This window comes from Pseudomonas kuykendallii (assembly GCF_900106975.1).
Lineage (GTDB): Bacteria > Pseudomonadota > Gammaproteobacteria > Pseudomonadales > Pseudomonadaceae > Pseudomonas_O > Pseudomonas_O kuykendallii.
Genome location: NZ_FNNU01000001.1, coordinates 96,246 through 109,106, shown reverse-complemented (window position 1 = coordinate 109,106; position 12,861 = coordinate 96,246). Strand labels below are relative to the sequence as shown.

Below are 12,861 nucleotides of genomic sequence, written 5' to 3'. Positions count from 1 at the left end.
GTTCGATGGAGGTGTTGCCTGGGGAGATGCCCTGAAGCCTGACCCGTAGTGACCACTTGCTTGCCAAGAGATAATAACAATGATCAAAAAATGTTCCGTTCGCTTACCGATAGTCCTGGGCATGTACGCCTTCGTGCCCAGCCATGCGCCCGCGGCGACCTTCCAGATGGGCGATATCGAAGGCCAGTTCGATTCCACGCTTTCCGTGGGCGCAAGCTGGTCGGTCCAGTCTCCCGACAAGGACCTGTGGGGCAGCAGTGGGGATGACGGACGTCGAAATTTCGACTCCGGCGAGACCTTCTCGAAGGTGTTCAAGGGCATTCACGACCTGGAACTCAAGTATCGCGACAGCGGCCTGTTCGTGCGGGGACGCTACTGGTACGACTTCGAGTTGAAGGACGAAAGCCGTCCCTTCAAGGACATCGACGACAGCGGTCGCGAGCCATTGGCCAAGGCTTCGGGTGCGCAGTTTCTCGACGCGTTCCTCTACCACAACTACACGTTGATGGACGACTTGTCCGGCACCGTCCGCCTCGGCAAGCAGGTCGTCAACTGGGGCGAAAGCACCTTCATCCGGGGCGGCATCAACTCGATGAACGTCATCGATGTGTCCGCCCTCCGCCAACCCGGTTCCGAGGTCAAGGAAGGCCTGATTCCCGTCAACATGCTGTACGTGTCGCAGACCCTGACCGAAGAGCTCAGCGTGGACATGTTCTACCAGTTGGGTTGGGAAAAGTCCGTGATGGAGAACTGCGGTACGTTCTTTTCCCAGAACGACTTCGTCGCGGATGGCTGTGGCGGCGCCACGGTCGGGCCCAAGCTCGATCAGAACGCACTGGCGCAGCAGGCGCTCGCGCCCTTCGGCGTCAACCTGACCAGCGAGGGTGTCGAGATCAAGCGGGCGGCGAACAACGAGCCCCGCGACGACGGTCAGTGGGGCGTCGCGTTCCGCTGGTTTTCGGCCAGGCTCGATACCGAGTTCGGCGCCTACGCCGCCAACTATCACAGCCGCCAGGCCTACGTCAGTTCCATTTCCAGCCCCAACCTGACCAACCTGGCGTTCGCCCCGCAGCTGTGTTCCAACCTGGGCATCCCGGCGCCGGGTTGCGCCGGCTTTCTCTCGAGTGCGTCCGGGCAGCAGCTGGTGGCGGCGTATCGTCTGGGGACTTCCCAGTATTACGTCGATTTCCCCGAGGACATCCGCCTCTACGGGCTGAGCTTCAGCACCATGCTGCAGACCGGCACGACCCTTTCGGGAGAAGTCAGCTACCGGCCCAACCTGCCGCTGCAGATCAATTCCCCGGACATGACGACCGCCGCCGTGGGCAACCCCGCCCTCACGCCGGTCTATTCGTCGGGTGCGTACCCGCTGCTCGATGGCGGGCGCAGCAACGGTTATCAGCGCAAGGAAGTCGCCCAGGCGCAGGTCACCGCGCTGCACCTGTTCGAGAACGTCATGGGCGCGAGCCGGATGACGCTGGTGGGGGAAGTCGGGGTAACCCACGTCGGCGGGCTCGAAGGCCGGGGCGGCCTGCGCTACGGCCGGGCCTCGGTGTTCGGCCAGGGCGAACTCTATCCCGACAACAGCCTGTGCGGTGGCGAGTACTGCAACAACTCCGGCTTCGTCACGACGACCTCCTGGGGCTATCGCGTCCGGGCGGGGTGGGAGTACGACAACCTCGTCCCGGGCGTCCAGTTCCGTCCCAGCCTGGTCTGGTCCCATGACGTCGATGGCTACGGACCGGAGCCGGGTTTCAGCGAGGGCGCGAAGGCGGTCAGCGTGGGCCTGGATGCCACGTACCTGAGCACCTACAACGCCAGCCTCTCCTATACCAACTACTTCGGCGGCACGTACAACATGAACGCCGATCGTGACTTCGTCGCCCTTAGCTTTGGCGTGACCTTCTGAGGTTTTCCCATGAAACGTTCTTTCACCACCCTCTCGGGTATGGCCATGGCGCTGGTCGCGCTGAATCTGCATGCCGCGGTGTCCGCGGAGCAGGCCGCGAAGCTGGGGGACAGCCTCACCCCGATGGGCGCCGAGCGCCCGGCGAACCACGACGGAAGCATTCCGGCCTGGACGGGCGGCCTCAAGGCCGACGCCGGGAGCGTGGATGGCTCCGGGCATCTCACCGATCCGTTCGCAGCGGAGTCTCCGCTGTTCACCATCACCGCGGAAAACGTCGAGAAGTATCGGGACAAGCTGAGCGAGGGGCAGCTGGCGATGTTCAAGCGCTACCCGAGCTCCTTCAAGATGAAGGTCTACACCACCCACCGCACCGCCGGCATTCCGGATTCGGTCGGCCGGGAAATCAGGCAGAACGCCACCACCGCCAGCCTGGTGGAGGGGGGCAACGGCCTGAAGGGATTCTCGACGGCGATTCCGTTCCCCATCCCGCAGAACGGCCTCGAAGTGATCTGGAACCACATCGGGCGCTACCGCGGCGGCAGCATTCGCGGAACGATCATGCAGACGGCGCCGCAAGCTGACGGGCAGTACGTTCCGATCACGCTGACGCAGTGGTTCACCTACCGCGACCACGTGAAGGAATACGACCCGGCCGATCCCGGCAACATCCTGTTCTACTTCATGCAGACCATCACCTCTCCGGCGCGGCTGTCCGGCAACGTGCTGCTGGTGCACGAAACGCTCGACCAGGTGAAGGAGCCGCGCAAGGCGTGGATCTACACCGCCGGTCAGCGTCGGGTGCGCCGGGCGCCCCAGGTGGCCTACGACGGCCCGTCGCCGGGCTCCGAGGGCCAGAATGTGGCGGACAACGTCGACATGTACAACGGCTCGCCGGATCGCTACGACTGGAAACTCCTGGGCAAGCAGGAGCTGTACATTCCTTACAACGCGTACACCCTGCAGTTGCCGTCGTTGAAGTACAGCGAGATCGTCAAGCCCGGTCATATCAACTCGGACCTGACCCGTTACGAACTGCATCGCGTGTGGGTCGTCGAGGCCACGTTGAAAGAGGGGCAGCGACACATCTACGCCAAGCGCAAGTTCTATGTCGACGAGGACAGCTGGCAGATCTCGATTGCGGACCTCTACGACAATAGGGGCGCGCTGTGGCGAGTCGGCGAGGGTTTTACGATCCAGATGTACGACAAACAGATTCCCTGGCTGAGCGTTTCGACGCTGTATGACCTGCAGAATGGCCGCTACATCGTCTCCGGCCTGCGTAACGAAGAGCGTTCGAAGGTCGATTTCGGCTCGGTGGTGTCGTCTTCGGAGTACACGCCGTCCGCCTTGCGCAAGGTCGGTATCCGCTAGGAACGCGAACCGCCGGCGCTATCGGTTGGATGCCTTTGCCGCCTTCGGGCGGCCTTTTTTTGGCGAAGATGATCCCGCTGCGTAGTAGCGCGGGTGGCACGGCCCGACTACCGTTTGCGCGCCGGGACTTCCCGGGCGGCCCGTTGCCCGGGAAACCGGGTGCAGCCATCGAAGCCGAGTTCGGAACATGAGGACGGGAATGCGAGACGCCTGGATAAGCGGCCTGCCGCGGATGCGCTGCATCGGCTTGATGCTGCTGGTGATCGCCTGCGCCTGCGCGGGGATCGCCCAGGGCGCCGGCCAGCCTCCCGCACTCGCGACGGCGCGTGAAGGTTACGCGGACGCCGGCAGCTGCCTGGGCTGTCACTCGGCGCAGGCGAACGCGTGGAAGGATTCGGACCACGCCTGGGCGATGCGCGATGCGACGCCGGACAACGTGCTGGGTAGGTTCGATGGAACGCTGTTCGAGGACGCGGGCGTCAAGGCCCGCTTTTTTCGCAAGGGCCAGGACTTCTTCGTCAACCTCGAGGGAGAAGACGGCCAGCCGGCGGACTTCCCCATCCGCTACACCTTCGGTCACTACCCGTTGCAGCAATACCTGGTGGGCTTTCCCCGCGGCCGCCTGCAGGCGCTGACCCTCGCCTGGGACAGCCGCCCGCGAGAGGAGGGCGGACAGCGCTGGTTCTCCCTCTACCCCGGGCAGCGCTTCGCTCCCGACGATCCCTTGCACTGGACCGGTCGCTACCAGAACTGGAATGCCATGTGCGCCGACTGTCATTCGACCCGGCTACTCAAGGGCTACGATGACCGGGACGACAGCTTCGCCACCACCTGGCAGGAGAAGAATGTTGGTTGCCAGGGCTGTCACGGACCTGGTCAGGCACATGTGGACTGGGCTCGTGGCAAGGTCAGTTCCGAGGCGCCGCGCGCCGCTGGCGAAGGCAACGGACTGCAGGTGGACCTGCGCTCGATGAACAACCGGCAGCAGGTCGAGCAGTGCGCGTTCTGCCACAGCCGGCGGCAGACGCTGGGCGTCGGGCAGCTACCCGGCCACCCGCAACTGGATCAGAGCCTGCCGGCGATCCTGAGCGAAGACATGTACCACGCCGATGGGCAGATCAAGGGCGAAGTCTACGAGTTCGGTTCCTTCACCCAGAGCCGGATGTACGCCGCCGGCGTGGCCTGCACCGACTGTCACGATGCCCACACCACCAAGCTGCGGATGCAGGGCAACGGGCTCTGCCTGCAGTGCCACAACACCCAGCCTCCGCTGGACCGGTTCCCGGCGCTCAAGGCCCGGGATTACGACAGCGAATCCCACCACCGGCACCTAGCCGGCACGGCGGGCGCGCAGTGCGTCAACTGCCACATGCCGCAAACGACCTATATGCAGGTCGATCCGCGCCGCGATCATTCGATACGGATTCCGCGTCCCGATGCCGCCCCCGACACGGCCAGCCCCGATGCCTGTACGCGCTGCCATCAGGACAAGTCGCCCGCCTGGGCCGCCGAAGCCATCGAGGGCTGGTTTGGCCCGCGCCCTCGGCCCGCCGGATTCGCGGCGGCATTCCAGGCCTCACGCCGCGGGGAGGGCAGCGCGCTGGGGCCGCTCGTTCAGGTGATCGACGACAAGAGCAACCCGGCCATCGTCCGCGCAACCGGCGTCGAGCGGCTCGCCGCGCTCGGGCCTGTCGCCGTTCCCGAGCTGAGCAGGGCCGTTCGGGACGAAAGCGCACTGGTTCGGGCCTATGCCGCTTCGGGTTTCATCGGCATGCCGGCGCAGGAGCGTGTGAAGCCGCTGCTGCCACTGATCGAGGACCCCGCATTGGCGGTGCGTGATCAGGCCGTGCGCGCGCTGGCGGACGTCCCGATCGAACGGATACCCGAAGCCCGGCGCGACCGGTTCAGCGCCGCACTGGCGGACTACGAGCGTCGCTTGCGGAGCAACGCCGACCTCCCCGGCGGGCGCTTCGAGCTGGCGGAGCTACTGGCCCGTCAGGGCAACGCCGACGTGGCGATGGAGGAATACCGCCGCGCCTTGACGCTGGACCCTTACTTTTCCCCGGCCCGGATCAACCTGGTGACCCTGGCGAACAGCCTCGGCCATCCGGACCAGGCCGAGCGACTGCTGCGCGAAGGTGTGGACCTCGGGAAGATGCCGACCACCGACCAGGGCAATCTCGCCTACATGCTTGCCTTGCTGCTGGTGGAAAACGGCCAGGAAGCCGAAGCGCTGGTCTGGATGGATAAGGCCCTGGCCGCGATCCCCGGCTCTTCGCGCATCCGCTACAACGACGGGCTGCTGCTGGCCCGCCTGCAGCGCCACGATGAGGCGGTGAAGGTGCTGCGGGACGGCCTGGAGATTTCCCCGGACGACCCCGACCTGCTCTATGCGCTGATCTACCTGCACACGAAGCAGGGCGAGAGGGCCGAGGCTCAGGCGTACCTCGGCAGGATGCGCCGGGTGGCTCCTGGCGATCCCCGGCTGCAAGCGTTGGAGCGCTACGGGCGATGAATCCCGCCTGCGCCGTCACTCGCCGTTGGCGGCGTGGACGTCGCTCGTCGTCACCGGCAGGGTTCTCTCCGGGTTGTCGGCGATAGCCTTCTTGAAAGCCTCCAGCTCGTCCCTGGAGTAGTAGTTTCCGGCCCGAACCACGCCCGATATGCGGTCCAGGTTATCCACGCTGCTGGTAGGGTCGGCGGCCAGGAGCACCAGGTCGGCGTTCATGTCTTTGGCGATCAGCCCCATGCTGTCGGTTCGCTTCATGAAGCGTGCCGGGAGCGTCGTGGTCATCTGCAACACCTGCAGCGGCGACAACCCGGCGGCGGCAAGCTCCTTGAACTCCTGCTGCAAGGAAAGCCCCGGCGCCTGACCGCTGCCGTCGGTTCCCGTCATCATCGGCACTCCGGCATCGGCGAGCAGCTTCGTCAGGGTCTTCTGCTTGGCATAGGCGTCCTTGTATATCTGCTTCGTTTGGCCTGGCAGCCGGTTGAAGTCGCCCAGGACCTCCAGCCATAGCTGGTATGAAGCCGGCGGAATGAAGGGAATCGCCGGGTCTTCCCGATACGCCGGGTCGTCCTGCATGTATTGCGTGCGCAGCCTGACCAGGGTCGGCACCATCCAGGTCTCGTTGCGGGCGAACTGCTCCGCCAGCGTGTCGCATTTCGCCCGGTCGAAACTCGTCATCGCCTCGTGCAGGCGTGCCACCCGCGCCGGGCTGTCCGCGACGATGGGATTGATCAGGTAGCGCTTCATCTTGCCCGCGATGGCGGCCTGGACGATGGGCGCGGCGAAGTTGGGAAGCTTGAAGCTCGGCATGCTGCGCGTCGGGTGCTCGATGGACTCGCTGAGCAGGGCCGGCTTTTCCGTGGAGCAGGCGATCCATATGACGTCGCCGGGGCCCAGGTGCTCGATCGACCGGAAGCCGGCCAGCTCGGCGCGCGACGGGTCGACACCTTCCGGCACATGCCCGGCAATCGGGATGCCCAGCGCACGGGCTTGCGCTATCGCGGCATAGAACATCGGCGGGGTCACCCAGCCGACCTTGATGAAGTCCGCGCCCTCGTCGCGTTGCTGGCGCAACACGTCGGCGAGTTCGTCCACCGTTCCGGCGCTGGTGGGAACCAGCGGCTCGGCGGGCATCGCCAGCAGGGCAGGGGCTTTCTCGGTGAGGGGAAGCTGCCCCGCCGCCCGTTGAGCGAGCAGCTCGGGCGTCCCCGCCATCTGCCGAAAGCCGGTCACGCCCTCGGCGAGCATCAGCGTGAGCACGCCCGGAGCGTTCTCTGACTGAAGCGCATGGGAGTGCATGTTGTTGAATCCCGGCACCGCGAACTGACCTCCCGCGTTCACCCGCCGGTAGGCCGGATAACGCTGGCGCATCGACGCGGGGCCGATGTCCTCGATGCGCCCCTCGCGGATCGCGATCCACTGGCCGGCCGTTTTCGAGCCCGTCCTCGGGTCGACGAGGGTCGCATTCTCGATGAGCAGCGAGCCGCGGTGGATGGCCTCGGGAGCCGTCGCCGCGTGAGTCGTTGGCCAATAGGCATGGGCCAGAAATCCGAGGATCGAAACAGCGACCACCGATAGAAGCGCAACGAGCGGCCGGGGCATTGGGTATTCCTCTTATTGGGAGGAATAAATTGAGCATCATTGTTCATAATTGGTCAATGATGTTTTTTTGTTACTGAAATTGTTCTCCCCTTTGCCTTCACTGTCGGCGTCAGCTACGAACGCCGGGGAAATTCCCTTGGGCGGCTGTGACGGACTTGCCGCAAGGCCTCCGGTCAGGCGCAGCGTTGCACGTCGTCGCGGGCCTTTGCCTGGCTGATGGAAAGCTCGTCCGGCAGTGCCACGGCATTCTTCGCGGCCAGTACCTCGGCCATCACGCTAACGGCGATCTCCGGTGGCGTCTTGCTGCCGATGTACAGGCCGATCGGCCCGCGCAAGCGTCGCAGCGATTGCTCGGTCTCGCCGAAGTGCTCGATCAGGCGCCGCCGCCGCTCCTGGCTGTTGCGCCGCGAGCCGATGGCGCCGATGTAGAACGCCGGCCTTTGCAGAGCCTCCAGCAGCGCCAGGTCGTCCAGCCTGGGGTCGTGGGTGAGGGCGATGATGCAACTGCGCACGTCGGCGGCAAACGCCCGGACCACGTCGTCCGGCATGGCGCGGATACGCTCCACGCCAGGCACGCTCCAGCCCTCGAGGTGCTGCGGGCGTGGATCGCAGAGGGTCACCTGAAAGCCGTTGAACTGCGCCATTACGGCCAGGTACTCGGCCAGCGCGCCGGCACCGATCAGCAGCATGCGATAGCCCGGCCCCAGGGTGCTGCTCATGCTTTGGCCATCGAAGCTGAACTGCTCGGGCGTCGCGGTGTTTTCCAGGCTGACCTGCCCGGTGCCCAGGTCCAGCTGGCGACGCACCAGCTGGCCCGCCTCCAGCCGGGCGAGCAGGTCCTCGAGGGGCTCCACGGCCGGCATGAACTCCATCACCAGTTCCAGCGTGCCGCCGCATGGCAGGCCGAAACGATGCGCCTCATCGGCGCTGACGCCGTAGCGAACCCGCTCGGGGAGCTGCTGCGGCAACCCCGCCGCGCCGTTGGCCGTGGTGTAGCGCTGGATCAGGTCGTCTTCGATACAGCCGCCGGACACGCTGCCCACCACGCGCCCGTCGTTGCGCAGCGCCATCATCGAGCCCACCGGCCGCGGCGAGGAACCCCAGGTGCGGGCGACGGTGACCAGCACCACGCGCTCGCCCGCGCGCAGCCAGTCGCGGGCGGTGCGCAGCACCAACAGATCGATACTTTCCATCGGGCCTCCCGTCGTTCAGCGCATGTGCAGAACGATCGGCGTGGGGCTGGCCGGATCGGTGTGCGCGCGCAGCTTGGCCACGGCTTGCGGGTCGACCTTGCCGCCCCGGTTGCCCCAGGTGGTGCGCACGAACGACAGCACGTCGGCGATCTGCTGATCCGACAGCTGCCCGCGCAACGCCGGCATTCGATACGCGTCCGGCACGCCGGCGCTGACCACCCGCAGCGAGCCGTTGAGGCTGATGTTGATGGCCGAATCCGGCGCCGTGGTCAGCGCCGAGGTCGCGCCTGCCAGCGGCGGTATCCAGGGTACCTGTCCCTTGCCGTCCCGGCCGTGGCAGGCGGCGCACTGCGTCAGGTACAGGTGCCCGCCTGGGCCGGAAAATGCCGAGGCGTCCGCGACTTCGTACTGCCAGGCCGGCCCGTCGCGCTGCGGGTCGCCCGGCAGGGATTTGAGGTAATGGGCGATGGCGGCGAGGTCGTCGTCACCCAGGTACTGCGTGGAGTTGTTGAACGCCTCGGTCATCGAGCCGAACACCACGGCATGCGTGTTGCGCCCGGTCTTCAGGAACTGCGCGATATCCGCCTCGCTCCAGCGACCCAGCCCGGTATTGGGGTCGTTGCGCAGGCTGGGGGCGTACCAGCCATCCAGCAGCGCGCCGGCCAGGTACTGCTCGCCTGATTCGCTCAGGGCCTTCTCGTTGAACGCCAGCCCGCGCGGGGTATGGCAGCTGCCGCAGTGGCCGGCGCCCTGGACCAGGTAGGCACCGCGGTTCCATTGCGCGTTCTGCCCGGGGCGTTCGGCGAAGCTGCCGGGTTCGGTGAACAGCTGGTTCCACAGGGCGATGGGCCAGCGCATGTTCAGCGGCCAGGGGATTTCGCTGGGCTTGTTCGCCTGCGCCACCGGCGAGACGCCATGCATGAAGAAGGCGTAGAGCGCACGCACATCGTCATCGCTGAGCTTGGAGTACGACGGATACGGCATGGCCGGATACAGACGGCGACCCTCCGGGGCCACGCCGTGGCGCACCGCGCGGTCGAAGTCGGCCAGGCTGTAGCCACCGATGCCGGTCGCCCCGTCCGGGGTGATGTTGGTGGCGTAGATGGCCCCCAGGGGCGTGGCCATTTTCAGCCCGCCGGCGAAGGGTGCCGCGTCCGGCAGGCTGTGGCATGCCACGCAGTCGCTGGCGCGCGCCACGTACTCGCCGCGCTGGATGAGGGCGGCGTCCGGCGTGTCGCTTCCCTCGTCGGCGAGCGTCGAGGTCGGCACGCGCGTGCCGTACCAGACCAGCAACGCCAGCAGAACCAGGCCGGCCAGGACGACTGCGCCGGCGATTTTGGTGTAGGGCCGTGTGCTCATGGGCAGGTCTTTCCGTCAGGCGGGTTGGCTGAAGGTGTAGCTCGAGAAGGGCATGCTGCGAATGCGCTGGCCGGTCAGCCGCGCCACCGCATTGGCCACCGCGGGCGCCACGGCCGGCAACGGCGGTTCGCCGATCCCGCCCATCTTGGCGCCGCTTTCGATCACCTTGACGTGCACGCGTGCCATGCGCGCGGGCGGCAGGATCGGGTACAGATCGAAATTGCGTCCGCGTGGCTTGCCGTCGACGTACACCGCTTCCTCCACCAGCGCCTGGGACAAGCCCAGCGACACCGCGCCATTCACCTGCGCCTCGACGATGGCCGGGTTGACGATGCTGCCCGGATCGATGGCCTGCCAGATGTCATGCACCTTCACCTGCCCGTTCTCGATGGACACCTCGGCGACCACCGCTGTTTCCGTGCCGAACGGCGAGGCCATGGCCACTCCCCGCGCGCGCCGCGAGCCATCCTCGGCGGTGAAGGGGCCGCGCTTCCAGCCGCCGGACAGCTCGACGACGCTCTGCAGCAAGTGGGTCAGGCGCGGGTTGTCTCGCAGCAGGTGCAGGCGCAGCTCGAACGGGTCCTGCCCGCCTTTGTCGGCCAGTTCATCGAGAAACGCCTCGTAGAAGAAGTCGTTGAGCGAGTTGCCCACCGAGCGCCAGTAGCCGAGCACCACCGGGCCTTTGACATAGTTCTGCGCGATGCGCCGGTGCGGGATCGCATAGGACTTGCCAGCCAGCCCTTCGAGCGCCGTCGGGTCGGGCTGGTCGCCCGGTTTGCCGGCGAGCGACTCGGTCGGCCCCTCCGTGGCGCTGACCGCCTCCAGTGCGACGGGCAGGCCCTTGTCGTCCAGCGCGGCGCGGAATTTCACCACCGCCATCGGTCGCAACGCGTCGCGCAGGAACTCCTCCTCGCGGCTCCAGATCAGCTTGATCGGCCGGCCGACCGCCTTGGCCAGCTCGATGGCCTGCGGGTACGGGTTGGCGGTCTCGTAGAGAAAGTGCCGGCCGAAGAAACCGCCCAGCAACGGGCTATGCAGATTGATCCTGGAGGGGTCGATGGCGGCGCATTTGGCGATATCGGCCAGGAACATGTCCTGCGCCTGGTTGGGCAGCCAGATATCCAGCGTGCCGTCCGGATTGAAACGGGCCAGGGCCGACGGTGGCTCGAGTTGCGCGTGATTGAGGTACTGGTTGTGGTAGGTGGCCTCGACCCTGGTGGTCGCCTTGGCCAGGGTGCCGGCGAAGTCGCCTTCCTTCTCGGCTTCACGTCCCGGACCGGGTTCGTTGGCCAGGCGCTCACGGTAGGCCACGGTGGAGAAGTCCGCCGGCATCACCCGCCCGGTCGCATCGGCGGCGGCCTCCTGCCAGTCCACCTGGATGGCTTCGACCGCGCGCTTGGCGTGCCACCAGCGCTCGGCGACCACCGCCACGGCGCCGGGCAGGCGGTGGACCGAATGCACACCCTCCATCGCCTTGACCTGCGCCTCGTTGCGCAGCTCGCCCACCGTCATTCCCAGGCGTGGCGCGTGCTGCACCGCGGCGTGCAGCATGCCGTCCACCTGCATGTCGATGGAGTACAGGGCCTTGCCGGTGGATTTGTCGTAGGCGTCCAGGCGGCGCACCGGCTTGCCGATCCAGCGGAACTGGGAGGGATCGCGCAGGGTGACGCTGTCGACATCCGGCACGGGCAGGTCGAGGGCATCCGCAGCCATCTCGCCGTAGGTCAGCGAGCGCCCCGAAACCGGGTGCAGCACGCGGCCGGGCTCGGTGGTCAACGCCGCCACGGGGACGTTCAGCCGCGCGCTGGCGGCCTGCAAAAGCATGGCCCGCGCCAGCGCGCCGAGGCGGCGCATGGTCGGGTAGCTCATGCGCACCGACATGCTGCCGCCGGTGATGCGCATGCCATTTTCCATCACCACATAGGCTTCGCCGGGCGGCGCGCTCTCGACCAGGAAGGTCGAGGGATCGGCGTCCAGCTCCTCGCCGACGATCTGCGCCATGGCGGTGTAGGTGCCCTGTCCGCCTTCGATGAAGGGGCACAGAAGCCGAACGGTGCTGTCCGGGCGTATTTCCAGGAAGGCGCCCACCTGGGTGCCGGCCGCCTTGCTTTCGGCGGCCATCGCCTGCATCCGCGCAGACCCCGAAGGCAGCGCGAAACCCAGCACCAGGGCGCCCGTCACCGTGCCCGAGGCCAGCAGGAAACGCCGGCGCGAAAGGTTGATGGGTTCACCCAGCGGCGAAGCTTCTCTATCGATACGGGCGCTCATCAGGCGTTCCCCCCGGCAGGCGCAGCGGGCGTGGCCAGGTTCGCGGCCAGGTCGTGAACGGCGGCCTGGATGGCGTTGTAGGTGCCGCAGCGGCACAGGTTCACCATCGCGGCGGCGATCTGCCCGTCATCGGGCTTCGGATTGTTCTTCAGCAGGGCGGTGGCGGCGACCACCTGGCCGGACTGGCAGTAACCGCACTGGGCGACCTGATGCTCGACCCAGACGGCGACCACGCGCTTGCCCACTTCGTCGGCCTCGATCGCCTCGATGGTGGTGACCTCGCGCCCCACCACCCCGGCCACCGGCGTAACGCAGGAGCGCACCACATTGCCATCCACCAGCACCGAGCAGGCGCCACATTGCGCCAGGCCGCAGCCGTACTTGGTGCCGGTCAGCCCCAGGTCATCGCGGATGACCCACAGCAGCGGCGTGTCCGCTTCGGCGTCGACCTGATAGGTTTTCTGGTTAATTCGCAATTCCATGGCTCACCTGCTGGTCACGATGATGTTATTGGGACTCCGGCATTCGAGTGCCGGTAGGTCATGCTGGAAAAGTAGCAGCGGCTACGGCGCAGGGCCTGGCACCCCGTCGCCCGGCCAATAGCCTTACGACCATCATCCACGCACGGGAAGGTCGCTGGTTAGCACGAT

At 66.6% G+C, this 12,861-nt stretch carries 8 protein-coding genes; 3 read left to right on the top strand and 5 right to left on the bottom strand.

The annotated features are described in order from the left end of the window. The first annotated feature begins 121 nt into the window (after positions 1-121). The 3 genes from BLV15_RS00475 to BLV15_RS00465 all read left to right on the top strand — a co-directional run bounded on the left by BLV15_RS00475 (position 122) and on the right by BLV15_RS00465 (position 5,795). Positions 122-1,909 carry a DUF1302 domain-containing protein gene (locus BLV15_RS00475; protein WP_245728112.1) on the top strand — a complete coding sequence of 596 codons (1,788 nt, stop codon included), beginning with the start codon at positions 122-124 and terminating at the stop codon, positions 1,907-1,909. A gap of 9 nt (positions 1,910-1,918) precedes the next feature. After that, a complete protein-coding gene (locus BLV15_RS00470) occupies positions 1,919-3,280 on the top strand; it encodes a DUF1329 domain-containing protein (protein ID WP_090223677.1) in 1,362 nt (453 codons plus the stop codon). A gap of 199 nt (positions 3,281-3,479) precedes the next feature. Continuing rightward, complete coding sequence (locus BLV15_RS00465) at positions 3,480-5,795, top strand: ammonia-forming cytochrome c nitrite reductase subunit c552 (RefSeq protein WP_245728111.1); 2,316 nt, start codon at positions 3,480-3,482, stop codon at positions 5,793-5,795. A gap of 15 nt (positions 5,796-5,810) precedes the next feature. Here the strand turns inward: BLV15_RS00465 and BLV15_RS00460 are convergent, their stop codons facing one another. From BLV15_RS00460 to BLV15_RS00440, 5 genes are all read right to left on the bottom strand, one after another. Next, positions 5,811-7,391, bottom strand: coding sequence for an amidohydrolase family protein (locus tag BLV15_RS00460; protein ID WP_090223675.1), 1,581 nt, complete (start codon positions 7,389-7,391; stop codon positions 5,811-5,813). Between the two features lie 173 nt (positions 7,392-7,564). Next, positions 7,565-8,584, bottom strand: a complete 1,020-nt coding sequence (locus BLV15_RS00455) for an XdhC family protein (protein WP_090223673.1) — start codon at positions 8,582-8,584, stop codon at positions 7,565-7,567. Between the two features lie 15 nt (positions 8,585-8,599). Continuing rightward, the gene (locus BLV15_RS00450; RefSeq protein ID WP_090223671.1) at positions 8,600-9,943 is read right to left on the bottom strand and encodes a c-type cytochrome; all 1,344 of its coding nucleotides are present in this window, start codon (positions 9,941-9,943) and stop codon (positions 8,600-8,602) included. Between the two features lie 15 nt (positions 9,944-9,958). Beyond that, positions 9,959-12,211 (bottom strand): xanthine dehydrogenase family protein molybdopterin-binding subunit, encoded by a 2,253-nt coding sequence (locus tag BLV15_RS00445; protein WP_090223670.1) that lies wholly within the window; start codon positions 12,209-12,211, stop codon positions 9,959-9,961. Further along, positions 12,211-12,693: a (2Fe-2S)-binding protein gene (locus tag BLV15_RS00440; RefSeq protein ID WP_090223668.1), complete on the bottom strand. Its 483-nt coding sequence runs from the start codon at positions 12,691-12,693 to the stop codon at positions 12,211-12,213. Before BLV15_RS00440 ends, BLV15_RS00445 begins: the two co-directional genes overlap by 1 nt. Positions 12,694-12,861: the final 168 nt, after the last annotated feature.